We start from the raw sequence: 22,654 nt of genomic DNA, 5'->3' as shown, positions 1-22,654 counted from the left end.
CCTAGCGCGAAACCTCCCGGTAGACGGCCCGCAGCTGGTCGGCGGAAGTCGCCAGCGAGCGGTTCTCCTCGACCCAGCGGCGGCAGGCCAAGCCGCGCTCCGCGCGCTCCGCGTCACCCCAGGTCAGCGCCTCGCCCAACGTGCGGGCGAGGTGCGCGCTCGTTCGTCCCGGCGTGAGCACCGACGCGCCCGGGGCAACCATTTCGGGCGTCCCTCCTGTGGCGTAGGCGAGGGCAGGAACCCCGCACGCCTGCGCCTCAAGGAGCACGAGCCCGGCCGCCTCGGCGCGTCCCCGAGTCGGCTTCGTCGGCAGAACGAGGACGTGGGAGCGGCGCATCCAATCGCGTACCTCCTCGCGGCCCAGCTGCCCGGTCACTCTCACGTGGGCCGGAGCGCGAGAGACCAGGGTGGAGTAAAGCGGCCCCTCGCCCACCAGGACGAGGGAGTGCGGGTGGGTGCCGTGCAGGCGCACCGAGGCCTCGACCAGGTCGTCAACGCCCTTGAGGTGGCTGAGCGCCCCGACGAAGAGAACGATGGGAACCCCCGGGGCGCCGCCCGCGCCCTGGCCGGAGGCGCCAGCGCCCGGATGCCACCACGCGGTGTCGACCCCCTGATAGTGGACGCGCAGGCGCCGCCTCTGCGCCCCCGACGCCAGCGCCACGTCCGCCAGATAGCGCGACACGGCCAGAAGCCGATGCGCACCGCCGAAGGCAGCCCTGCGGTTGAGGTCATTCCAGGCCGCCCCCGGGCCCCGCCCAAGCCTGCCGTAGGCGTCTGCCCCGTGCACGGTCACCACGAGAGGGGCACCCGTGTCGCGGGCAGCTCGCACGGCCGGAAGCGACCACGTCGCCTGATGCTGGTGGATCACCTCGGGCTCCCACCGCGTGATTGCCCGGCGCATCGCGCCCAGCCCCCTCGCTTGGGAAACCAAGCGGATCGCCCGCGAGGAGCTGAGCGCCCCCGGGGAGGCTTCCCGGATCGGGACAACGATGCGAGGATCCCTCACGCGAGCAGCCAGCGTGAACGCCTGCCACGACAGATCGGGCATCGCGCACGCGTGTGCGAGCGCAAAGTAGGTGGGGGGAACGAGCAGCGTTCCCTTCGTCAGGGCAACCCTCACGGGAGCCCCCACGGCGGAGGAGGCGGCGCGGGCACGGGAATGGGCATGCACCCATCCTAGGGGCTTGCAAACGCCCTCAGGTGATTAAATGAGGGCATGACGAACGCCCCCGAGCCAGATGTGCGCCCCGGCGCCCTGCGTCAGGTGTTCGCACTCCTGGGCGGGACCCTCCTCGCCCAGATCATTGCGTTCGTCGCTCAGATGGGCGTTGCCCGCCTCTATACCGACACCGACCTGGGCTACCTCGGAGTCTTCACCTCGGCTGCGACCCTGGGAGCAGCCGTGGCCGGTGCTCGCTTCGACCTCAGCATCGTGCTTCCCTCCCCCGGCCACGAGGCATCCGCCCGCTCCCTTGCGCGCCTGGCGTCTCGCTGTGTTCTGGCCGCATCGTCGCTGGCCACGCTCGTCGCGGCGGTCGCCCGGCCGTGGCTGGAGGAGCGCTACGGACGCGAACTCGCGGCCTGGATGCTGGCGGTGGGGGTCTCCATCCTCTTTCTCGCCCAGGGGCAGGTGTGTTCCTACTGGCTGACCCGGCACCGCCGCTTCCGTTACATCGCCGCCTCCTCCGTGGTCCGCTCCGGCGCGATCGCAGCGCTGCAGCTCCTGTGTGGCCTCCTCGCCTCGGGCGGGCTGGGGGCGGCGATCGGCGCGACGGTAGCCGGGCAGGGGATCGCCGTGGCCTACCTGTCGTGGCGCTCGCGGGACGCGAGGGCCCGCAGCGCCGAGGACCCGCCGGTGCGAGAGGTCGCGCGCCGCTACCGGAAGATGGCCCTCGTGGGGGTTCCCAATGTCGTCGTTGACGCGGTGCGCACAAGCGCGATCCCGCTGCTGATCGCCGGGTATGGCGTGGCGGCCCTCGGCCAGTTCAACCTCGCGTGGATGGCCATGCAGGCGCCCGTCGCCCTGATCGCCGGGGCCCTGTCCCAGGTGTACCTGCCTCGCCTGTCCGACACGCCACCGGGTCAGATGACGCGGATCGTGGTGCGGGTGGGGACGACCGCGCTGGCGCTCTCGCTTCCCGCGTTCGCGGTGCTCGCGTGGGTGGGCCCCGCGCTCTTCCCGTTCCTGTTCGGTCAGCGCTGGGAGGCGGCCGGCTACTTCGCGCGCGCGCTCGCTCCCTGGTTGGCCCTCACGGTCGCCTCCTCGCCTCTGTCCAACGTGTTTGTCGCCACCTACCATCAGCGCCGCATGCTGGCCTTCGCGTGCGTGTACTGCCTCGTTCCTCTCGCGTGGCTCGCGCTCAGCCCCTACGGGATCGAGGCCACGGTCGGCGTGCTCGGCGTCGTGATGGCATCCCTCCTGGCGGGAATGCTCGTCATGGTGCTCGCCACCGCCCGCGAGTACGACCGCGGGGGGAAGAACCGGAGCGCGTGGGCGGGAGAAGGCGCCGCCTGACCGGGAGGCCCGCGCCTATGTGGCGCTCGGCTCCCCGCCCGCACGCTTGGCGGCGAGGGCACGCTCGTATGCCTCGCGCAGGCGGGCAGCCCCCTCCTCCCAGGTCGGGATCACAGGCGGGGCGAAGCTCGCGATGTCCTCTCTCGTGAGCTCCCTCAGCGCCCGAGAAAGGTCGCGCTCGGGATCCTCCAACACCCAGCGCCGCGCCTGCTCGCCCAGATAGCGGCGCGCCTCGGCCAGGGGCGAGCACAGGACCGGCACCCCGGCTGCGAAGGCCTCCATCATCTTGTTGGGTGTGGAGAGGCGGTGCGAGAGGCAACCGGATTCGATGAGGCACAGTGCCACGTCCGCTCCGCGCGTCAGCGCAAGCACCCGGTCGGGCGGCACGGGGGGCAGGTGGTGGATGTTGGCGTGACTCGCCGCGGAGCGCCTGACCTGGTCGGCCAGTGCGCCCGTGCCGACGAAGACCACGTGGGCGCCGGGTGCGTCCTCGAACGCGCGAAGGATCAACGAGATGTTGCGCCCAGGGGCGAGATACCCCGAATGGAGGAACAGGAGGGCATCGGCGGGCACCCCGAGCTGGGCACGCAGGTCGATGACGCCGGGCTGACCCGTCGGCGCGTTCGTAACGACGATCGGCTCCACGCCCGGATAGGTGTCGCGATACCACCGGGCGATCGACTCGTTGACCACCGACACGACGTCCGCTCGAGAGATGTACCGGCGCTCGATGGCCCGCTGGAGGCGGCGGCGAAGGCCCGTCGACCCCACGGTCTCGGTCTCGAGCTCGTGCGCGTTGTACGCCAGGATGGCTCCCGTGCGCCGAGACAGGGCGTGAGCCAGCGGAAGCAGGAAGAGGTTTTGCGCGGAGACGGCCGCCACGTCCTGGCGGGCAAAGCGCCGGTACACGCGCGCCCCCCACGCGGCCACGACACGGATCCCGCCCAGGGGCGCTCCCACCCGCGCCCCCCGAATGCGTTCCAGGTGCACACAGGGCGCCACGGCCTCGAGCGCGGGGAGGGGGGAGTGATCGATGCCGACGATGCGCGTGCGAGTGAACAGCGGGGAGAGGGAACGCGCTATCTTCACGAGCCTGCCGGGCGAGGCCAGGTCCGACGGATACAGCAGGAGGTTCAGGGCGCTTTCCACGCCGCCATTGTAGGACCCGTGGGGCACTACACTGGGTGGGATGAACGAGGCCGGAGACGGAAAGAGGAACCACATGCGCATCGCGGTCGTCGGTTTGGGCAAGATCGGTTTGCCACTGGCGACACACTACGCGCGCGCGGGACACTCGGTTGTCGGCGTGGACATCAACCCCACGGTGGTTGCCCAGGTCAACAGGGGAGAAGAGCCGTTCCCGGGGGAGGCCCACCTGGCCGACTACCTGCCTGCGCTGGTCGCCTCGGGCGCACTGCGCGCCACCACCGACTACGCCGAGGCCATCCCAAGCGCCGACACCATCATCATGGTGGTCCCCCTCGTCGTGGATGGGGAGGGCAGGCCCGACTTCTCAACCATGGACGCCGCGACGCGCTCCGTGGCCGCCCACCTCGGGCCGGGAACTCTCGTCTCCTACGAGACGACCCTGCCGGTGGGGACAACCAGGAGACGCTATCGCCCCCTTATCGAGGAGCTCTCCGGTCTGCGCGAGGGCCGCGACTTCGACGTTGTCTTCTCCCCCGAGCGGGTTCTCACGGGCCGCGTGTTCGCCGACCTCGCTCGCTATCCGAAACTGGTGGGAGGCCTGAGCGAGGCCGGGGAGGAACGCGGCGTGCGCTTCTACGAGGAGGTCCTGACCTTCGATGAGAGGGAAGACTTGCCGCGCCCCAACGGCGTGTGGCCCATGGGCGGGGCGGAGGCCGCCGAGATGGCCAAGCTCGCCGAGACCACCTACCGTGACGTCAACATCGGCCTGGCCAATCAGTTTGCCCGCTACGCCGACCGCGTCGGCATCGACATCGCGCGCGTCATCGACGCCTGCAATTCCCAGCCCTACTCCCACATCCACCGCCCCGGAATCGCGGTGGGCGGCCACTGCATCCCCGTCTATCCGCGCCTGTACCTGGTCGGCGACCCCGATGCGACCATCGTGAAGGCCGCGCGCCGCGCTAACGCCGACATGCCCGCATACGCCGTGGCACGCGCGCGCGAGCTGCTCGGATCCCTGTCGGGCCTGCGCGTGGCTGTCCTGGGGGCCGCCTACCGGGGAGGCGTGAAGGAGACGGCGTTCTCGGGGGTCTTCGGCCTCGTCGAGGCCGCGCGCGCCGACGGAGCCCGCGTCGCCGTCCACGATCCGCTCTTCGGTGATGCGGAGCTGGCTTCCTTCGGCTGGGAGCCCTACCACCTGGGTGAGGACGTGGACGTGGCGTTCATCCAGGCCGATCACGCGGCCTACGCGGCCCTTCGCCCCACCGACCTGCCCGGCGTGCGCCTCCTCGTCGATGGTCGTTCCCTCACGGACCCGTGCCTGTGGGTGGGCACGCCCCGGATCACCATCGGCGGGGGAGGGGATGCGCGATGCTAGTCACTCTCGCGACGCGCACCTTCACGCCCGAGCCGACCGCGGCGGCACTGCGCCTGGGCGCCCTCGTCCGCTCTCTTGTCTCTTCGGGCGCGAGCGTGCGCGTCCTCACCTCGCGCCTGGCGCCCTCGGTTGTCCGCGACGGCGCCCGCGCGGCCTCCCGCCCGCTCGGGTCCGCGCAGAGCACCCGTCGAGGGAACGCAGCTGTCCCGGGGAGGGGGCCGACGGCGGGCGGGGTGGGGGCCGGCCTCGTCGAGGTGAGGCGTGCTCCCGTGCTGCGTGATCGCACGGGAGCCGTGCGCGGCTACGTCTCCTACCTCTCTTTCGATCTGCCCCTCGTGGTGCGCCTGCTCACCGGGGCGAGGCCGGATGTGGTGGCGTGCGAGCCTCCTCCGACGACGGGCGCGGCCGTACGCGTGGCGTGCGCGCTGCGCCGCGTGCCCTACGTCTACTACTGCGCGGACGTCGTCTCGGACGCGGCATCCGCGGCGGGAGTGCCGGGCGTTGTCGTGCGCGCCGTCGCCGCCTTGGAATCCTTCGCGCTCAGGGGTGCTCACCGCGTGATCGCGGTCTCGGCGGGGGTGAGTCGCCGCGCGCGCGAGCTGGGGGCGCGGGATGTGACGGTTGTTCCCAACGGCGTGCGTGTCCCGGGCGAGATCGCAGCCGGGTACCCGGATTCCTTCCCCCGGTGTTCGGGGCCGGTCTTCGTGTACGCGGGGACGGTCGCCCCCTGGCTCGCCCCCGAGGTGTTTGTGGAGGCATTCGAACGCGCGCGGGATCGCCTGGGGGACGCTCGCCTCGTGTTCGTCGGGCAGGGGAGCGGATGGGAGGACCTTGCTGGGCGCGCCCGAGCGGTGGCGGGAGTGCAGATGATTCCAGCGGTGAGCGCGAACGAGGCCGACCGGTGGATGGCTCGGGCGACCGCGACGCTGGCCTCGCTGCGCCCTGGCGGCTACGACTACGCCTATCCCACCAAGATCCTGGCCTCGCTGGCACAGGGGACGCCGGTGATCTACGCGGGGCCCGGGCGCGCCGCCCGCGATGTCGAGGAGGCCGGCCTGGGGGTGGCGTGCGACCTGGATGCCGACGAGGTCGCCGAGGCGATGGTGGCGTTTGCCCGCGGCACCGTGTCCTGGGTGGGGGAGGCGCGCTCGCGCGCGTGGGTGCGGGAGAACCGTTCTGTTGAGGCGTCGTCGCGCGCCGCCGCCGCTGTGGTTCTCTCCGCCGTCTGAGCGTTGCGTCGAGGTCAGCGGCGAGTACGCGCGTGTCCCGTCGGCAGGTGGTAGCACACTCGATCACGCAATGATGTGAGTTCGTGCTTGTTCGTCAATGTAACTATTTTCATGTTTACAGTTACAACATAAGTACCTAGAATCACGAGTGACACATTGGCAACATGAAGGATGATCATGCGTTCCCCCTGGAGGACACTCGTCGCCGGGCTCACCCTGGCCCTGGCCACCGCCGCCGCAGCCATCGTCCCGTCGGCTCAGGCAGCAGGCATCACGATCGCCATCGACCCCGGACACGGGGGCTCCGACTCCGGAGCTGTGGCTAACGGCCTGAAAGAGAAGGACCTGACCCTCGCGGTGTCCCTGGCGCTCAAGGAAGAGCTGGAAAGCTACGACGGCGTGCGCGTCGTCATGACCCGGACGACGGACACCAGGCCCTCGGAGAACACGAGCGCAGACCTGGCGGCGCGCGTGCAGATGGCCGCCGATGCCAAGGCCGACGCCCTCGTGTCGATTCACTTCAACTCGGGCTCACCCGTGGCCAAGGGTGCCGAGGTCTGGTACCCCAACGCCTCGTCGTACAACTACTCCACCCACACCCAGGGGCGCGCCCTGTCCAGCGCCATCCAGCAAGAACTGACGAGCCTGGGGCTGGCCGATCGAGGAATCAAGACGCGAGACAACCCCTACTACGACTACCCCGACGGCTCCACGGGCGACTACTACGCGATCAACCGTCAAGCGCGCGAGGACGGCATCCCCGGGATCATCGTCGAGCACGCCTTCCTGACCTCCTCCTCCGACGCGGCCCTGCTGCGCGACTCGGCCTTCGTGCGCTCCCTCGGGATCGCGGATGCCACGGGCATCGCCAATACATACGGGCTGAGCAAGGGGACGTGGGAAAAGTCCGGCAACAGCTGGCGCTTTATCAGCAACGGAGCGGCCAAGACCGGCTGGTTCCAGGTTGGCGGGCGCTGGTACTGGGCCGGATCCGACGGGCGCACGATCCGAGGATGGGCCACGCTGAATGGACGCCTCTACCTCTTCGATGAGAGCACCGCGATGGTCACCGGCTGGAAGCAAGAGAAGGGCACCTGGTACTACCTGCGCCCGGCCGGAGACATGGCGACCGGATGGGAACGGGTGGGAGGCACCTGGTACTACCTGGACTCCTCCGGCGCGATGGCGACGGGCTGGCTCACGTACCGCGACAACTGGTATTGGCTGGGTAGCTCCGGCGGTGCGGCCGTCGGCTGGACCAAGATCGGCGACGCGTGGTACCTCTTCGAGGACGATGCGCGCATGCTCACCGGCTGGCAGCTCACTGAAGACGACAAGCAGTGGTACTACATGCACCCCAGCGGTGTCATGGCAACCGGATGGCTGAAGGACCGGGACTCCTGGTACTACCTCGATTCCGATGGTGCGATGAAGACCGGCTGGCTGTCCGTGGGCGGAACCTGGTACTACATGCAGCCCTCGGGCGCGATGAGCACCGGCTGGCTCCAGCAGGGATCCACCTGGTACTGGCTCGATCAGAGTTCGGGCGCGATGGCGACGGGAACAGTGGTCGTTCAGGGGCGCGCATCAAGGTTCTCGTCCTCGGGAGCCTGGCTGGGCTACGAGGATGCGGGTTCCGCTGCCTCATCCGGCGCCTCCGTCCATGACGCGAATGGCCAGCGTCTCATCATGAGTGCCCCCATGGCCTCGCGCTCGGAGACCATTGACGCGATGGTGAGCGCGTGGCAGAACGCGGGCCGCTCTTACCCGAGTGAACTGGCCGCAGGTGGGGCCTCCTCCATCCGTGACTTCGCCGAGATCATCTACGACGAAGCCGTAGCCGAGGGCGTGTCCCCCGAGCTCGTGTTCGTCCAGTCCATGAAGGAGACCGGCTGGCTGGGCTTCGGCGGTGACGTGAGCATCGGCCAGTTCAACTTCTCTGGCATCGGCGCGGTCGGCGGAGGCGCGCAAGGGGCGAGTTTCCCGGACGTGCGCACGGGAATTCGCGCCCAGGTGCAGCACCTGCGTGCCTACGCGGATGCTTCTGTGACCGCGCAGTCCCTGGCCAACCCGGTGGTCGATCCGCGTTTTGCCTACGTGCGTAAGGGCGGCGCCTCCGTGGTCGAGCACCTGGGAATCCAGGAGAACCCGAATCACACCGGTTGGGCGGCAGCCAAGAACTACGGCCAGGACCTGGTGTCGATGATGGCGGCCTACTTCTAGGAGTTCTTCTTAACGGGGCGGGGGCCAGCCGCGCATTCACGCGCGGCTGGCCCCCGCCCCTCATGCTGCATGTCCCTTGCATGAGCGTTGTTGCGCCCTCGTGGATAGGTTGTCCGCAGACGGATAGGTTATTCGCTCGCGGATAGCCTACTAACCTATCCGCGCACTTCTTAAGCTATCCGCGTGCGTGGGTCCCGCCGACGAGCAGCCACGCGCGCGCCCCGGGCACCTTCGGTACCCGGGGCGCGCCTCGTCGATGTCGAGGTCAGCCTCGCAGGGAGGCGATGTACTCCTCGATGCGTCGGGAGGAGTCTGCGGGCGTGAAGCCGGTGGCCTCGATCTTGCTCAGGTCCAGGACGGAGGAGAGAGGACGGGGAGCCGCGTCGCGTCCCGCGAAGTACTCCTCGGTCGTCACGAAGGTCACGTCGGCGCGCTCGCGGCCGCACAACTCGAACACGCGAGCGGCGACCTCGGCCCAGCTCATCACGGGCCCCTCACCCGACAGGTTGTAGGTGCCAAACGGTGCGTCGGAGGTCAGCAGGTGAATGATTCCCGCGGCGAGGTCCGAGGTGAAGGTGAGTCGGCCAACCTGGTCTGACACGACGGAGGGCGACACCCCCTGCCGAGCCAGCGAGGCCATCGTTTTGATGAAGTTCTTCCCATCGCCCACGACCCAGGAGGTGCGCACGATGTAGTGCCGGGGTGTCGAGGCAACGGCCGCGTCACCCCCCGCCTTCGACTGGCCGTACACGCCCAGCGGAGAGGGAGCCTCGTCCTCGACGTGGACCTCCTGCGTGCCGTCGAACACGTACTCCGTCGAGATATGCACCACCGTCACGCCGTGGGTGGTTGCCTCGCGCGCCAGCAGAGCCGGTCCGGTCGCGTTCGCCTGCCAGGATGCGCGGCGCCCCTCGGGAGTCTCCGCGCCGTCAACGTTCGTCCACGCCGCGGCGTTGATCACCACGTCGATGTCATCCCACGGGAGGGCGGCAACCTGCTGGGCATCGGAAATGGAAACCTCCGGCAGGTCAACACCGGTCACGGAGAAACCGGCCGCGGGAAGGGCCGCCATGAGCTCGCGTCCCAGCTGGCCGTTCGCCCCCGTCACCAGGGCGCGCCTCCCCGCGGGCACCGGAGCGGGGAAGGGAGCGACATCACCGAGGCGGGGGTGCCCCTTGTCTTTCTCCGACAGGATGGCCCGCTCCAGTGGAATCGGCCAATCGATGGCAACGGTCTCATCCGCCAGGTTCAGGAACGTGTACTGCGCGTCCGGCGACCAGTGATCGTTGACCAGATACGTGTAGGCCGTGTTCGGCTCGAGCGTCTGATACGCGTTGCCCACCCCCCGCGGGACGAACACGGCAACTCCCGGATCAATGATGGTTGTGTACACGGTACCGAACGACGGGCCCTCGCGCAGATCCACCCACGCGCCGAACACCCGGCCGGTCGCGACCGACACGAACTTGTCCCACGGCTCCGCGTGAATCCCGCGGGTCACCCCGATCTGGTCGTTGAAGGAGATGTTGTTCTGGACGGGATGAAAGTCCGGAAGACCGAGCGCGACCATCTTCTCCCGCTGCCAGTTCTCCTTAAACCAGCCACGGTTGTCGCCGTGAACGGTCACATCAATGCGCAAAAAGCCAGGGATTGGCGTGGAGGTGATCCCCAGTGGCTTAGCGGTGGGCGCCATGCTTCTTCCTTTACGTGCGGTATCCTCGCGCAAGCGCGCTGTTCCACTCAAATTCTAGCCGATCTGTACATTCATGGCGGCCAACTCCCGCCCGCCCTCCCACGGGAGCGGCAAGTTGTGGAAAAATACCCAGGTACTGGGATAATTGTCAGCGATGCGCGACCCGCACGAGGTCGCGCGGGAATCGGAGGCATCATGAAAGGCATCATCCTGGCGGGCGGGTCGGGAACCCGGCTCAACCCGATCACTTTGGGGACATCGAAGCAGCTGGTCCCCGTCTACGACAAGCCGATGATCTACTACCCCCTGTCGACCCTCATGCTGGCCGGCATTTCCGAGGTCCTCGTCATCACCACGCCGCACGACGCTCCCTCGTTCCACCGCCTTCTCGGCGATGGAAGCCAGCTGGGTGTGAGCATCTCCTACGCGGTCCAGCACGAACCCAACGGCCTGGCGCAGGCGTTCGTCCTCGGCGCCGACCACGTCGGCAATGACAGTGCCGCGCTGGTGCTGGGCGACAACATCTTCTACGGACCCGGCATGGGCGCACAGCTGCGCCGCCACGTCGATCCCGATGGCGGTGCGGTCTTCGCCTACCACGTGTCCAACCCCCGCGAGTACGGCGTCGTCGAGTTCGACGAGGAGTTCAACGCGCTGTCGATCGAGGAGAAGCCGGCCCAGCCCAAGTCGAACTACGCCGTCCCCGGGTTGTACTTCTACGACAATGACGTGGTCGACATCGCCCGCAACCTGACGCCCAGCGCGCGCGGCGAGTACGAGATCACGGACGTCAACCGCGCGTACCTGGAGGCGGGCAAACTCAAGGTGGAGGTCCTCCCCCGAGGAACCGCTTGGCTGGATACCGGGACCTTTGATTCCCTCGCCGATGCCACCGCCTTCGTGCGCACCGTCGAGGCCCGCCAGGGCATGAAGATCGGTGCCCCGGAGGAGGTTGCGTGGCGCATGGGCTTCATCGACGACGAGGGGTTGCGTCAGCGCGCGGAACCCCTGGTCAAGTCCGGTTACGGAGCCTACCTGCTCGAGTTGCTCGAACGAGAGGGACGCTGAGTGAGGCGTCCCAGCGAGAAAACGCGTCTGCTGATCGTCATTCCCGCGTGGAATGAGGAGGCGGTACTCGGCGATGTCCTCGAGGCGGTCAAGGCCGAGAAACCTTCCTTCGCTGACATCCTCGTTGTCTCGGACGGGTCGGTGGACGCGACGGCGTCCATCGCTCGCGCCGCCGGGGTGGCCGTCCTGGACCTGCCCCTCAACCTGGGGGTTGGCGGCGCGATGCGGGCGGGCTTCCAGTACGCCCGGCGGTCCGGCTATCAGTACGCGTGTCAGCTCGATGCCGATGGGCAGCATGATCCGGGGGAGATAGAAACCCTCATTGACACCGCATCGCGCGAGGGCGCGGATGTCGTCATCGGGTCACGCTTTGCGGGCAAGGGGAACTACGAGGCGCGCGGTCCCCGCAAGTGGGCGATGAATCTGTTTTCCTTCATCCTGTCGCGAGTGTGCCACACGCGACTGAGTGACACGACGAGTGGTTTCAAGCTCTACGGGCCGCGCGCGCTGTCGCTCTTTGCGCGCAACTACCCGGCGGAGTACCTCGGAGACACGATTGGCGCGCTCGTCATCGCCGCCCGTTCCCGCCTGGTTGTGCGCGAGGTCGGCGTGCAAATGCACCCGCGTGCGGGCGGGGAGCCTTCCCACAACCCGATCAAGTCCGCGCTCTTCCTGGTGCGCGCCACCCTGGCCCTCGTTGTGTCCTTGTCGCGTCCGGGTGAAAAGATCGCGACCGCGTCGGAGGTGGAAGCATGAGTCCGTCCTACGTGCTCGGCCTGGTCTTCGCGCTCATCATCGTCGTGACGGTGTTCATGACCATGCGTAACTCGGGTCTGAAGGAACGCTACGGCCTGTGGTGGTACGTCATCGCGTTCTTCACGCTGATCCTGTCGATTTTCCCCAGCATCTTGCGGTGGACCGCGCTGCACACGGGGGTCGTTGTCCCGCTGAACCTCGGTTTCTTCGTCGCGGGCGTCGCGCTCCTCCTCCTGTCCCTGCGCTTCTCCGTTGACCTGTCGCGTTCGGATGAGGACCGCAGACGCCTGACCGAGGAGGCGGCGATCCTGCGCCTGCAGGTGGAGGATCTGCGCAGACGCGTCGACGCTCTCGAAGGCGGCGCACAGGCGCCGGGCGAGGGAGAGGAACCGCGATAGCCGCATCACCGGGACCGGGGCGCCCGGAGCGCCCGCTGTGGAAGGCCGCGGCCGTTCGGGAGCGCTCTCGAGTGGCCCACGGCTGCCTGCGCTGAGGGCCCCGCGCGGGATCGGACGGATGCCTGCGGCCGGCCTTCGCCGCTAGGGAATGAGCGTCCCGTCGGGCCCGAGCCGCAGCCGCTCGGTCGGTGCTGCCGGATCAACCTCGCCCTCGGCGAGCTTGCGGGACAGGGCCGAGCCGGGCCCGGAGGCCGCGGCGGTTTCCTCCGTCTCCAGGCCCTCGGGGAGCGTCTCCTCGCCCTGCCCGCAGGTCGAGGGGTGGGAAGAGGCCTCGCCACCCATCGGCGAGGAGCGGTGCCCCACGGATGATGCGTGGGAGGGGAGCAGCGGTTCGCCACCGAGGTCGGACGCGAGATCAGCGATCATGGAGCGCGCCTCGTCGACGACGGAGGAGTCCTCGGCGTGAATGCCGTGAACCAGCCAGCGCACCAACGCGATCTCGCCCATGAGCTGGGCGCGCGTGAAGATGTGCAGGTCGGTGGCGCGTCGCTCGTGGCCGTAGGCCTCGCGGAAACGTTCCAAGAACTCGTCGCTCGCGCTGGCGAGGATCCAGGAGATGTCGAGGGCGGGATCGCCCACGTGCGCGCTCGTCCATCCGTCGATGGCAAGGAGGGATCCGCGCTCGACGCACAGACACCGTTCCTGGATGTCACCGTGGACGGGCGCCGAGGGGAATCGCCACAGCGACACGTCCTCGAGGGCCGCCTCCCACCGGCTCCACAGCGACGAGGGGATGGCGACTTCGCGTGCGGCCTCGTCGAGAAGAGCGAGGGTGCGGTCACGGCATTCGATGGCCGTGTACGTGGGCAATCCAATCGAGGAGAAGACAGTCTCGGGGAGGTTGTGAAGGGCGGCGAGCGCCCGTCCGAGTGAGGCGGGCAGGAGGGGATCGTGATCCAGGTCCGACGCCGCGGGCTCGTGGCCTCCCGGATCGCGGTGGACGTAGACAAAGCCTCCGCCCGGAAGCCTGAGATGCCCCGCCAGGCGGGGGACATCGAAGGGGATGTAGTCGTGGTCGTGCGCGGCTCCGAGGCGCTCGAGAATCCCCGAGGTGGCCTCGAGTGCGGGGCCCGACACCTCCTGGTGCGGGCAGGTGACGATCCACCGGTTCCCCGCGGAGTCCTCGATTCCGGTGACGGAGGCGAGCTCGTCACTGTAAGACGGGGGGCGCAGCGCGGTCACCCGCATGCCGGGCACGGCGGCTGTGGCAAGCGCCGCCAGTTCGAGTGGGCTTTTTGCGGTGGTCATTGCTTTAACCTATCGCGGGGATGGGGCGGGAGGGAGGCCCCGCGCGGGAGTTGGGGGGATTGAGAGTGGACGGGCTTGCTCCTTGCCGAGAAACCCTGTTACTTTCGACACAACGGAGTTGTCTGCAGCGAGGAGGCGCAGCCATGGATTCCGTGACGCGCGCGCTCGCCGCGCGGGTTCGAGAGGGGTTGGCTTCGGGAGGCATTGACGCCGCCCGCAACCCCGCGGCGGTGCGCGCCCTCATCGACCGGGCGATCGACGAACACGCACCAGACCTGCTGCCTTCCTCCCGCCAGGAGGTCGAAGCCGACCTGATCGACGACATCTGTGGCCTCGGCCCACTTCAGACTCTCATGGACGATCCCGAGGTCGAAGAGATCTGGATTAACTCGGCTTCCCGAGTGTTTGTCGCCCGAGAAGGCGTCGCTGAGCTCACGAGCCTGATCCTCACGGACGAGGACGTGCGCGCCCTCGTGGAACGGATGCTGCACCACTCTGGCCGCAGGCTCGACCTGTCCAGCCCATTCGTGGATGCGACTCTCGCGGGAGGCGAACGCCTGCACGTGGTGATCCCGCCCGTCACGGGGGTGTCCTGGAGCGTCAACATACGCAAGCACATCCAGCGTGCCCGAACGCTCGACGACCTCGTCGCGGTCGACATGATCGCGCCCCCGATGAGGGACTTTCTGGCCGCCGCCGTGTGCGTGGGCCTATCCGTTGTGGTGTCCGGAGGCACCCAGGCGGGCAAGACGACGCTGCTGCGAGCGCTCGCGGGTGAACTCCCGAGATCCAGGCGCGTGATCTCCTGCGAGGAGGTTTTCGAGCTCGGCCTGGCCAACTGGGATCACGTCGCCATGCAGACCAGGCCCGCTGGCGCCGAGGGGACGGGCGAAGTCACCCTGCGTGACCTGGTACGGGAATCGCTGCGCATGCGCCCCGAATGCTTGATAGTCGGCGAGGTGCGCGGTCCCGAGGCGCTCGACCTCCTCGTGGCGCTCAACGCGGGAGTACCAGGGATGGCGACCGTTCACGCGAACTCCGCGCGCGAAGCCCTCGACAAGCTCTCCATCCTGCCTCTCCTGGCCGGTGAGAACGTGACGACCGGCTTCGTGACTCCCACCCTCGCCTCCTCGATCGACCTCGTGTGCCACGTGGAGCGAAGCGCTGGCGGGCACCGCCACGTCTCCGAGGTTCTCGCCGTGCCCGGACGGGTCGAAGGAGACAGAATCGAAACCTCCACGCTGTTCACCTTCGACTCCTCGCGCTGCGAGCGCGGGCACGGAGGTCTGGACATGCACGAGCGCTTCACGGCGGCCGGCTTCGACCTGGCCTCCCTGCTGGAATGGGGGCGAGCGTGATAGCGATCGTGTGCGGACTCGTGTGCGGCATTGGCCTCGTCCTGGTGGCCTCGCCGTGGTTTGGCCCGGCCCCCGTCCGCAGGAGCTGGGGGCCGTGGAGGCGGCTGAGCGAGGAGGTCTCGCGCGCCCGGGTGCCCGGGCTGAGTGCCGCGCGCCTGGTGGCGCTGAGTCTTGTCGTCGGCGCGGTCGTCTGGGTCGCGATCCTCGCGCTGACAGGCGCCTGGCCGGTCGCCCTCATCGTTGCCCTCGGTGTTGCCTTCCTTCCTTACGCGTGGGTCGTCTCCCGGGTGGCCGCCCACGCCAAGACCGTGCGCGCCGCCTGGCCTGAGGTCGTCGATGCGATGGTGTCGGGAGTGCGCGCCGGAACCTCTCTGCCCCAGGTCCTGTGCGAGCTCGCAGATGAGGGGCCCCAGCCCCTGCGCTTCGCGTTCGACGCCTTCTCGCGCGACTACAGCGCCAACGGTCGTTTCGCGTCGGCGTTGGATCGCATGAAGGACGAGGTCCGAGACCCCGTCGCCGACCGGATTGTCGAGGCGCTGCGTATCGCCCGATCGGTGGGCGGAGCAGACCTCACGCGCCTCCTCCAAGACCTTGCTTCCCTCCTTCGCGAGGACGCGCGAGTGCGCGGCGAACTCGAAGCGCGACAGTCGTGGACCGTCGGGGCGGCGCGCCTCGGCCTCGCCGCCCCGTGGGTGGTGCTTCTGCTTCTGTCCGGAGGCGGAGGCAGCGCCGCCGTGTGGAATTCTCCGGGTGGCATCGCGGTCCTGTGTGCGGGCGCGGGAATGTGCGTGATTGCCTACCTGGCGATGAAGGCGCTGGGACGACTCAGCGCGGATCCGAGGAACCTGGGGGGAGAGAAATGAATCCGTGGGCCGCGCGCGCCGTCGATGCCGTTGTCTCCGCCCTGGCAGCCTCCGGAATTGCGTGCATTGTGATGGCGTGGCTGGATCGGCGTCCTTCCTTCGTCACGCGGGTCGCGCAGGGGCGCGTCAGTGACACTCGTCCGTCGGCCCTCGGGGCGTGGATCCGCCGCTGCTGCAGCACGGCGCTGGAGTCGATGGGCTCGACCAGCGAGTCGGTTGCGAGGAGACTGTCGCTCGCGGGCATGAACGTGGATGTGCCGGTGTTTCGGCTGCGCCAGGCGCTCGCCGCCATCGTGGGGCTCGTCCTATCGTGCGCGTTGCTCACGCTTCGATCCGCCGCCTCATTGCGCTCCTCACTCGTTTCCCTGTGCGCATGTGCCCTCGTCGCCGCCCTGCTCGCAGTGACGGCGATGGATCGGGCGCTGTCGATCAAGGCACGCAGGCGCCAGAGGGCGATTGACGCGGCGGTACCGGACTGCGCGGAGCTTCTCGCTCTTGCCGTCGCAGCTGGGGAATCGATTCCCGCGGCAATCGAGAGGGTTGCGGGGTGCGCGGGTGGGCCGCTCGGATCCGAGCTGGCTCTCACGTCGGCGCACATCCGCAACGGTACGCCCTCCGTGCGCGCCCTGGCGGAGCTCGTTGAGCGCACGGATTCTCCCTCCCTGACTCGGCTCAGCCGCACCCTCACGACCGCGATCGAGCGAGGATCGCCCCTGGCCTCCGTTTTGCACGACCAGGCGCGCGACCAGAGGGAACGTTCCCTGGCCTCCCTCATGGAGGAGGGAGGGCGCCGCGAGATCGCAATGCTCCTACCGGTGGTCTTTCTCATCCTTCCCGTCACCGTCATGTTCGCCCTCTATCCGGGACTCATCGCTTTGGATTTCACCCCGTGAAGAAAGGAAGACACCATGAAGAAGATGTCGTGGAAAGGCCGCGCACGCCTGAGCGAGCGCGGCGACGTGCCCGGGTGGGTGCTCATCACCCTCATGACCGCAGCCCTCGTCGTACTGATCTGGGGCGTCGCCTCGGAGCGTCTGGTGGAGATCTTCAATCGTGCGATGGATTCGATTTCGGGAATCTGATCGGGACTGCGAGGACGGCTCGCAGGTGGCCTCCACCGTGCTCGTTCAGGGACTCGCGGTGCTCGTCATCCTCCTGCTCACACAGGTGGCCTTCGCCTCCTACGTGCGAACGATGAGCGTGAGCGCCGCGTCGGAGGGGGCGCGCAGGGGAGGCCTCCTTGGGGGTGATCAAGAGGAGGCTCGCGCACGCACGAGTGAGCTCTTGGACTCGCTTGTCGGCGGGGCGCGGGATTACCAGATCGAGGTCGGACGCGAGCACGAGGACGGCGCGGACATCCTCGTCGTGACCGTGCGCACGCGCCTGCCGTTGGTCGGCGGTCTGGGACCTCGGTGGCTCACGGTCCGGGGACGCAGCCTCGTGGAGGGGCCATGAACGAGACTCGGGATGGGAGCGAGCGCGGGGACGCGACCGTGGAATTCCTGGGTGTCGTGGTGGTGCTCGTGATCCCGCTGCTCTACGTCGTGCTCGCGGTCGGCGCGGTGAGTGCGGGCGCGATGGCCGTGGACTCGGGGGCGCGCGAGGCGGCCCGAATCCTGGCGGAGGATCGTGATCGCGAGGACGATGCCCGGCGCGCCGTGTCCCTCATCGTTGAGGACTTCGGGGTTAACGCCCCCGCCGAGATGCTCGCCGAGTGCCCGGGGTGCGGTGCGGAGCAGGGGGTGGTGCAGGTGAGCGTCTCCGTGACCGTGCCTCTGCCCTTTCTCCCCCGGTGGCTGGGGAGCATCGGGGTGGGGGTCACCTCGAGTGCCCGCGCGCCCGTGCGCGAGGTGGTGCCCGGTGGGTGAGGACGGGCGCGTGGGAATCCTCGTCGTCGCCGGGTGCGCCTTCGTGTGCCTGCTCATGGTCGTGGGCGCGGCGCTGACGGAGGTCGCGATGCAGGACCGTAGGCTCGTTGCGTGCGCCGACGCCCTGGCCGGGGCGTCGGTTGCGGGAGCGCCGCTCTCACCGCTGTACTCGGGGCAGGAGACGGGTATCAACGAGGAGGTGGCTCGGTCGCGGGTCGATGTCGCGCGTGAGGAGCTGGCGTCCTCCACGTGTCGTGTTGGCGACGGTGTCGTGGTCGACTGGGTGGAGGCGGATCGCACGGAGGTGGAGGTTGCCGTTCGCGCCCGTCCGAGCGTATCTTTCGTGCCGCCGGCGCTGGGTAGGGTCGTCGTTCCGGAGCTGACGAGGATCTCAAGCGCGCGGGTGCGCGGGGTCTCCGACACCCCCTAAAGGTGTCGTGTGCGACGGTCACAATGTGGGATAAAGAGCGGATGATCGGTAAACGATCCGTAAACTTTGGGTCATGAGCAGCTTTGATACATCTCGACTTTCCCCCGCGTTGGCATCCGTTTTCGAGTCCGTTCTTCGGCGTGACCCCGCTCAGGCGGAGTTCCACCAGGCCGTCTACGAGGTCCTCCTGACGATCGCGCCTCTCGCGCAGCGTCACCCCGAGTACGCCGACCTGTCGGTCCTCGACCGCATTATCGAGCCCGAACGCCAGATCCTCTTCCGTGTCCCGTGGGCGGATGACCGCGGAGCCATCCACGTCAACCGCGGGTTCCGTGTGGAGTTCAACTCGGCGCTCGGCCCCTACAAGGGTGGTCTGCGTTTCCATCCCTCCGTCAACCTGTCGATCATCAAGTTCCTGGGCTTCGAGCAAATCTTCAAGAACGCCCTGACAGGCCTGCCCATGGGCGGAGGCAAGGGGGGATCGGACTTCGACCCCAAGGGTAAGTCCGACGCCGAGGTCATGCGCTTCTGCCAGTCCTTCATGACCGAGCTGTCGCGCCACATCGGTCCCGACACCGACGTTCCCGCAGGCGACATCGGCGTGGGTGGACGCGAAATCGGCTACATGTTCGGCCAGTACAAGCGGCTGAAGAACCGCTTCGATGCCGGCGTGCTCACCGGCAAGGGGCTCACCTGGGGCGGGTCCTTCGTGCGTACCGAGGCCACGGGTTACGGCCTCGTGTACTTCGCGGCCGAGATGCTCGCGGCCAAGGGAACGAGCTTCGAGGGCAAGCGCGTCGTCGTGTCGGGATCCGGCAACGTCGCGATCTATGCCACCGAGAAGGCTCAGCAGCTGGGTGCCACCGTCGTGGCCGTCTCCGACTCTTCGGGGTATGTCCTCGACGAGGCGGGCATTGACGTCGAGTTGCTCAAGGACATCAAGGAGGTGCGTCGTGGCCGCGTCTCCGACTACGCCGCCGAGCGTCCCGGCGCCACGTTCGTGGCCTCGGGCGTGATCTGGGATGTTCCCTGCGATGTTGCCCTGCCGTGCGCGACCCAGAACGAGCTTCCCCTCTCGGGCGTCCGCTCGCTGATCAAGAACGGCGTGCAGCTGGTCGCGGAGGGTGCGAACATGCCGACCACCCCCGAGGCGATCGAGGCCCTGCAGGAGGCGGGCGTTGCCTACGCTCCGGGCAAGGCGTCCAACGCGGGTGGCGTGGCCACCTCGGGCCTGGAGATGCAGCAGAACTCGGGCCGCACCCAGTGGCCCTTTGCTGAGACCGACGCGAAGCTGCATCAGATCATGGTCGATATCCACGCCAACACCGTGGCCACGGCCGAGGAGTACGGCGTTCCCGGAGACTACGTGGCCGGAGCAAACCTGGCGGGCTTCCGCAAGGTTGCCGACGCGATGATCGCGATGGGACTCATCTGAGTGTATGTCATCGGCGAGTCCCGACGCCGCCGGGCGTCGGGACTCGCCGTCATCGTGAGCTGAGCGAGTAACGCCCGACACCCCCGCGAGCTTTCACGCCCCTCGCTTCAGCGTCGATCGGCTACCCTGTGTGTGTGGCCATTGAATTTTCTGAAGAGATCCCGTCCCTGCGCACCACGATGGACAACATCGTCGCCGTCGTGCAGCCGGACAAGCTGCGCGAGCAGATCGCCGAGCTGAACGAGAAGGCGGCCGCGCCCGACCTGTGGGACGACCCGAGCGCCGCCCAGGAGGTCACGAGCGCGCTGAGCCACCGTCAGAGCGAGCTGGACCGTATCACGCAGATGAGCGAGCGCATCGACGACCTCGAAGCCATGGTCGAGATGGCTGCCGAAGACCCTGACGAGGGCGCTGAGATTCTCGCCGAAGCCGAGGGAGACCTGGAGAAGCTGCGCAAGGACCTGGGTGACCTCGAGATCCGCACCCTCCTGGATGGGGAGTACGACGAACGCAACGCGGTCATCACCATCCGAAGCGGCGCGGGCGGCGTGGACGCGGCGGACTTTGCGGAGATTTTGCTGCGCATGTACCTGCGCTGGGCCGAGCGCCACGGATACCCCACGAAGGTGATGGACACCTCCTACGCCGAAGAGGCCGGGCTCAAGTCCGCGACCTTTGAGGTTCAGGCACCCTACGCCTACGGGACGCTGTCCGTCGAGGCCGGCACGCACCGCCTGGTGCGTATCAGCCCCTTCGATAACCAGGGTCGCCGCCAGACCTCCTTCGCCGCCGTCGAGGTGATCCCCCTGATCGAAACAACCGACCACATCGAGATTCCCGAGTCGGAACTCAAGGTCGACGTCTTCCGCTCCTCCGGGCCGGGCGGCCAGTCGGTGAACACGACGGACTCCGCCGTGCGCATGACGCACATCCCGACGGGGATTGTCGTGTCGATGCAGGACGAGAAGTCTCAGATCCAGAACCGTGCGGCCGCCCTGCGAGTTCTTCAGTCGCGCCTCCTCGTCCTGCGCCACGAGGAGGAGCAGGCCAAGAAGAAGGAACTTGCCGGCGATGTCAAGGCCTCGTGGGGAGACCAGATGCGCTCCTACGTGCTGCAGCCGTATCAGATGGTCAAGGACCTGCGAACAGAATTCGAGTCGGGCAACCCACAGTCGGTGTTCGACGGAGACATTGACGGCTTCATCAACGCGGGGATTCGTTGGCGCAAGAACGAACAGAACGCCGCCGACTGACCGATCGCTCCTCGGTGTGCCCGTGCCACACCGAGGCTTTTCTGCGTGTCGCAACCGGCTCGTGACATGATTGTTACCTAATCTAAATGGGACTATTGCCCTTCGATCGGATGGTCCCATGATTCGTTTTGATGATGTCACCATGGTGTACACGCCAGGTGCCCAGCCCGCGCTGGACCACGTCTCGCTGGAGGTGGAGCGCGAAGAGTTCGTGTTCCTCGTCGGCAAGTCGGGTTCCGGCAAGTCCACCTTCCTTCAACTCGTCATGCGAGAGATGAAGGCGACCAGCGGCAAGGTGTGGGTGCTCGGCAAGGACGTGTCGAAGCTGTCGACGTGGGCGGTGCCGAAGCTGCGCCGCCAGATCGGCACGGTCTTCCAGGACTTCCGCCTGCTGCCCTCCAAGACCGTGTACGAGAACGTGGCGTTGGCCATGCAGGTGATAGGCAAGCCGCGCCATGCGATCGAGACAGCCGTTCCCGACGCGCTGGAACTGGTGGGACTGTCGGGGAAGGAATCCCGACTTCCGCACGAGCTCTCCGGCGGCGAGGAACAGCGCGTGGCGATCGCGCGCGCCATGGTCAATCGCCCTGAGCTACTCCTCGCCGATGAGCCCACCGGAAACCTGGACCCCGAAACGTCGTTGGGCATCATGCGTCTCCTGGATCGAATCAACCGTACCGGCACGACGGTTGTGATGGCGACCCACGATGCCGACATTGTTAATCAGATGCGCAAGCGCGTCATCGAACTTGAGGCCGGTGACGTCGTGCGTGATCAAAACCGCGGCGTCTACGGGGCGGGGAGGTAAGCCAGTGAAGCTTCGTTTTATTCTGTCCGAGGTCGGCAAGGGCCTGTCGCGCAACAGGGCGATGAGCGTGGCCGTCATCATCGTGACCTTCGTGTCGCTGCTGTTCGTGGGCATCGCGGGCTTGACCCAGATGCAGGTGTCCAAGATGAAGTCGGAGTGGTACGACAAGATCGAGGTCACCGTCTACATGTGCGCGAGCAACGACGCGGCACCCAACTGCAACGCGACGGAAGCAACCGAGGCGCAGATCGACGCGGTACGTCAGAAGCTGGCCTCGTCGGAGATGACCGAGTATGTCGCCCACGTCTACGAGGAAACAAAGGAAGAAGCCTACGACAACTTCCAGCGCCTCAACGGCAACGGCACCCTCAAGCAGTGGACGAGTCCGGACATGCTTCAGTTTGCGTTCCGCATCAAGCTGGTCAATCCGGAACAGTATTCCGTCATCAAGGAGGAGTTCTCGGGCACGCCAGGCGTGTCGGAGGTGCGCGATCAGCGCGAGGTTGTCGAGCCTCTCTTCCGCGTCCTCGGTGCGGCGCGTACTGCCGCCCTGGGGCTGGGCGCGATCATGGTCGTCGCAGCGATCCTGCTGATTTCGACGACGATCCGCCTGAGCGCGATGAGCCGCGAGCAGGAGACCCAGATCATGCGATACGTGGGTGCCTCCAACCTGTTTATTCAGGCTCCGTTCATGATCGAGGGTGCGCTCGCTGCGCTTGTCGGCGCGGTTTTCGCCATCGGAACCCTTTTCGCCGGTGTGCATGTCGTCGTTCAGGGGTGGATGGCGCCATCCTTCAAGTGGACGAACTTCATCGGCATGGGCGAGGTGGCGATCATGACGCCGATCCTTGTCCTGGCTGCCGTTGCCCTGGCGGTCGTGGCCTCGGCGTTCTCGCTGGCCAAGTACACGAAGGCGTGATTG

Annotated in this window: 22 protein-coding genes; 18 read left to right on the top strand and 4 right to left on the bottom strand. The window is 67.7% G+C overall.

Annotated features, from left to right (window positions below; translation table 11 throughout):
* Position 1: 1 nt before the first annotated feature.
* The gene (locus NQK35_RS05285) at positions 2-1,171 is read right to left on the bottom strand and encodes a glycosyltransferase (protein WP_257113322.1); all 1,170 of its coding nucleotides are present in this window, start codon (positions 1,169-1,171) and stop codon (positions 2-4) included.
* Between the two features lie 45 nt (positions 1,172-1,216).
* Between NQK35_RS05285 and NQK35_RS05280 the strand changes: the two genes are divergently transcribed.
* A complete protein-coding gene (locus NQK35_RS05280; RefSeq protein ID WP_257113320.1) occupies positions 1,217-2,515 on the top strand; it encodes a lipopolysaccharide biosynthesis protein in 1,299 nt (432 codons plus the stop codon).
* A gap of 15 nt (positions 2,516-2,530) precedes the next feature.
* Here NQK35_RS05280 and NQK35_RS05275 read toward each other — a convergent pair whose 3' ends face one another.
* A complete protein-coding gene (locus NQK35_RS05275) occupies positions 2,531-3,745 on the bottom strand; it encodes a glycosyltransferase (RefSeq protein WP_257113319.1) in 1,215 nt (404 codons plus the stop codon).
* On the opposite strand from NQK35_RS05275, the gene NQK35_RS05270 reads away from it, so the two are divergent.
* From NQK35_RS05270 to NQK35_RS05260, 3 genes are all read left to right on the top strand, one after another.
* Complete coding sequence (locus NQK35_RS05270) at positions 3,738-5,042, top strand: nucleotide sugar dehydrogenase (protein WP_257114768.1); 1,305 nt, start codon at positions 3,738-3,740, stop codon at positions 5,040-5,042. The genes NQK35_RS05275 and NQK35_RS05270 overlap by 8 nt on opposite strands.
* A complete protein-coding gene (locus tag NQK35_RS05265; RefSeq protein ID WP_257113318.1) occupies positions 5,036-6,271 on the top strand; it encodes a glycosyltransferase in 1,236 nt (411 codons plus the stop codon). The genes NQK35_RS05270 and NQK35_RS05265 overlap by 7 nt, the downstream gene beginning before the upstream one ends.
* 177 nt (positions 6,272-6,448) lie before the next feature.
* A complete protein-coding gene (locus NQK35_RS05260) occupies positions 6,449-8,494 on the top strand; it encodes an N-acetylmuramoyl-L-alanine amidase (RefSeq protein WP_257114737.1) in 2,046 nt (681 codons plus the stop codon).
* A gap of 265 nt (positions 8,495-8,759) precedes the next feature.
* Here the strand turns inward: NQK35_RS05260 and NQK35_RS05255 are convergent, their stop codons facing one another.
* Positions 8,760-10,187: a bifunctional dTDP-4-dehydrorhamnose 3,5-epimerase family protein/NAD(P)-dependent oxidoreductase gene (locus NQK35_RS05255; RefSeq protein ID WP_257114736.1), complete on the bottom strand. Its 1,428-nt coding sequence runs from the start codon at positions 10,185-10,187 to the stop codon at positions 8,760-8,762.
* 195 nt (positions 10,188-10,382) lie between these two features.
* Here NQK35_RS05255 and rfbA point away from each other — a divergent pair, with 195 nt between their 5' ends.
* Genes rfbA through NQK35_RS05240 form a run of 3 tightly spaced genes read left to right on the top strand, consistent with a single transcriptional unit; the run spans position 10,383 to position 12,409 of the window.
* Positions 10,383-11,255, top strand: coding sequence for a glucose-1-phosphate thymidylyltransferase RfbA (gene rfbA, locus NQK35_RS05250; protein ID WP_009213400.1), 873 nt, complete (start codon positions 10,383-10,385; stop codon positions 11,253-11,255).
* Complete coding sequence (locus tag NQK35_RS05245) at positions 11,256-12,011, top strand: glycosyltransferase family 2 protein (RefSeq protein WP_009213401.1); 756 nt, start codon at positions 11,256-11,258, stop codon at positions 12,009-12,011.
* On the top strand, positions 12,008-12,409 hold the full coding sequence (locus NQK35_RS05240) for a DUF2304 domain-containing protein (RefSeq protein ID WP_009213402.1): 402 nt from the start codon (positions 12,008-12,010) through the stop codon (positions 12,407-12,409). Before NQK35_RS05245 ends, NQK35_RS05240 begins: the two co-directional genes overlap by 4 nt.
* Positions 12,410-12,550: 141 nt before the next feature.
* Here the strand turns inward: NQK35_RS05240 and NQK35_RS05235 are convergent, their stop codons facing one another.
* Positions 12,551-13,717 carry a phosphotransferase gene (locus tag NQK35_RS05235; RefSeq protein ID WP_009213403.1) on the bottom strand — a complete coding sequence of 389 codons (1,167 nt, stop codon included), beginning with the start codon at positions 13,715-13,717 and terminating at the stop codon, positions 12,551-12,553.
* Positions 13,718-13,860: 143 nt separating this feature from the next.
* Between NQK35_RS05235 and NQK35_RS05230 the strand changes: the two genes are divergently transcribed.
* From NQK35_RS05230 to ftsX, 11 genes are all read left to right on the top strand, one after another.
* A complete protein-coding gene (locus NQK35_RS05230) occupies positions 13,861-15,075 on the top strand; it encodes a CpaF family protein (protein WP_009213404.1) in 1,215 nt (404 codons plus the stop codon).
* Positions 15,072-15,938, top strand: coding sequence for a type II secretion system F family protein (locus tag NQK35_RS05225; RefSeq protein ID WP_257114734.1), 867 nt, complete (start codon positions 15,072-15,074; stop codon positions 15,936-15,938). Before NQK35_RS05230 ends, NQK35_RS05225 begins: the two co-directional genes overlap by 4 nt.
* Positions 15,935-16,831, top strand: coding sequence for a type II secretion system F family protein (locus NQK35_RS05220; RefSeq protein WP_257114733.1), 897 nt, complete (start codon positions 15,935-15,937; stop codon positions 16,829-16,831). The genes NQK35_RS05225 and NQK35_RS05220 overlap by 4 nt, the downstream gene beginning before the upstream one ends.
* 15 nt (positions 16,832-16,846) lie before the next feature.
* Positions 16,847-17,020 carry a hypothetical protein gene (locus NQK35_RS05215; protein ID WP_009213407.1) on the top strand — a complete coding sequence of 58 codons (174 nt, stop codon included), beginning with the start codon at positions 16,847-16,849 and terminating at the stop codon, positions 17,018-17,020.
* Positions 17,021-17,045: 25 nt separating this feature from the next.
* Positions 17,046-17,393, top strand: coding sequence for a hypothetical protein (locus NQK35_RS05210; RefSeq protein ID WP_009213408.1), 348 nt, complete (start codon positions 17,046-17,048; stop codon positions 17,391-17,393).
* On the top strand, positions 17,390-17,806 hold the full coding sequence (locus NQK35_RS05205) for a hypothetical protein (protein WP_048740947.1): 417 nt from the start codon (positions 17,390-17,392) through the stop codon (positions 17,804-17,806). Before NQK35_RS05210 ends, NQK35_RS05205 begins: the two co-directional genes overlap by 4 nt.
* A gap of 10 nt (positions 17,807-17,816) precedes the next feature.
* Positions 17,817-18,236, top strand: coding sequence for a hypothetical protein (locus NQK35_RS05200; protein WP_306456021.1), 420 nt, complete (start codon positions 17,817-17,819; stop codon positions 18,234-18,236).
* A 73-nt stretch (positions 18,237-18,309) separates the two neighbouring features.
* Positions 18,310-19,671 (top strand): NADP-specific glutamate dehydrogenase, encoded by a 1,362-nt coding sequence (gdhA, locus tag NQK35_RS05195; protein WP_048740951.1) that lies wholly within the window; start codon positions 18,310-18,312, stop codon positions 19,669-19,671.
* Positions 19,672-19,805: 134 nt separating this feature from the next.
* Complete coding sequence (gene prfB / locus NQK35_RS05190) at positions 19,806-20,924, top strand: peptide chain release factor 2 (RefSeq protein WP_009213412.1); 1,119 nt, start codon at positions 19,806-19,808, stop codon at positions 20,922-20,924.
* A gap of 118 nt (positions 20,925-21,042) precedes the next feature.
* Entirely contained in the window at positions 21,043-21,732 is a 690-nt protein-coding gene (gene ftsE, locus NQK35_RS05185; protein WP_009213413.1) for a cell division ATP-binding protein FtsE, read from the top strand.
* A gap of 4 nt (positions 21,733-21,736) precedes the next feature.
* Complete coding sequence (gene ftsX / locus NQK35_RS05180) at positions 21,737-22,651, top strand: permease-like cell division protein FtsX (RefSeq protein WP_257114731.1); 915 nt, start codon at positions 21,737-21,739, stop codon at positions 22,649-22,651.
* Positions 22,652-22,654: the final 3 nt, after the last annotated feature.

Origin of the sequence: Schaalia odontolytica, from assembly GCF_024584435.1 — a bacterium.
GTDB lineage: Bacteria > Actinomycetota > Actinomycetes > Actinomycetales > Actinomycetaceae > Pauljensenia.
Note: the sequence above shows the minus strand (reverse complement) of the source record. Positions and strands in the feature narration are given on the sequence as shown.

Coding starts and splice junctions, on each gene's coding strand:
- rfbA (WP_009213400.1), top strand. CDS start 10,383: ATGAAAGGCATCATCCTGGCGGGCGGGTCGGGAACCCGGCTCAACCCG.
- NQK35_RS05270 (WP_257114768.1), top strand. CDS start 3,738: ATGCGCATCGCGGTCGTCGGTTTGGGCAAGATCGGTTTGCCACTGGCG.
- ftsE (WP_009213413.1), top strand. CDS start 21,043: ATGATTCGTTTTGATGATGTCACCATGGTGTACACGCCAGGTGCCCAG.
- NQK35_RS05220 (WP_257114733.1), top strand. CDS start 15,935: ATGAATCCGTGGGCCGCGCGCGCCGTCGATGCCGTTGTCTCCGCCCTG.
- gdhA (WP_048740951.1), top strand. CDS start 18,310: ATGAGCAGCTTTGATACATCTCGACTTTCCCCCGCGTTGGCATCCGTT.
- NQK35_RS05255 (WP_257114736.1), bottom strand. CDS start 10,187: ATGGCGCCCACCGCTAAGCCACTGGGGATCACCTCCACGCCAATCCCT.
- NQK35_RS05260 (WP_257114737.1), top strand. CDS start 6,449: ATGCGTTCCCCCTGGAGGACACTCGTCGCCGGGCTCACCCTGGCCCTG.
- NQK35_RS05240 (WP_009213402.1), top strand. CDS start 12,008: ATGAGTCCGTCCTACGTGCTCGGCCTGGTCTTCGCGCTCATCATCGTC.
- NQK35_RS05235 (WP_009213403.1), bottom strand. CDS start 13,717: ATGACCACCGCAAAAAGCCCACTCGAACTGGCGGCGCTTGCCACAGCC.
- NQK35_RS05280 (WP_257113320.1), top strand. CDS start 1,217: ATGACGAACGCCCCCGAGCCAGATGTGCGCCCCGGCGCCCTGCGTCAG.
- NQK35_RS05215 (WP_009213407.1), top strand. CDS start 16,847: ATGAAGAAGATGTCGTGGAAAGGCCGCGCACGCCTGAGCGAGCGCGGC.
- NQK35_RS05275 (WP_257113319.1), bottom strand. CDS start 3,745: ATGCGCATGTGGTTCCTCTTTCCGTCTCCGGCCTCGTTCATCCCACCC.
- NQK35_RS05205 (WP_048740947.1), top strand. CDS start 17,390: ATGAACGAGACTCGGGATGGGAGCGAGCGCGGGGACGCGACCGTGGAA.
- NQK35_RS05230 (WP_009213404.1), top strand. CDS start 13,861: ATGGATTCCGTGACGCGCGCGCTCGCCGCGCGGGTTCGAGAGGGGTTG.
- NQK35_RS05265 (WP_257113318.1), top strand. CDS start 5,036: ATGCTAGTCACTCTCGCGACGCGCACCTTCACGCCCGAGCCGACCGCG.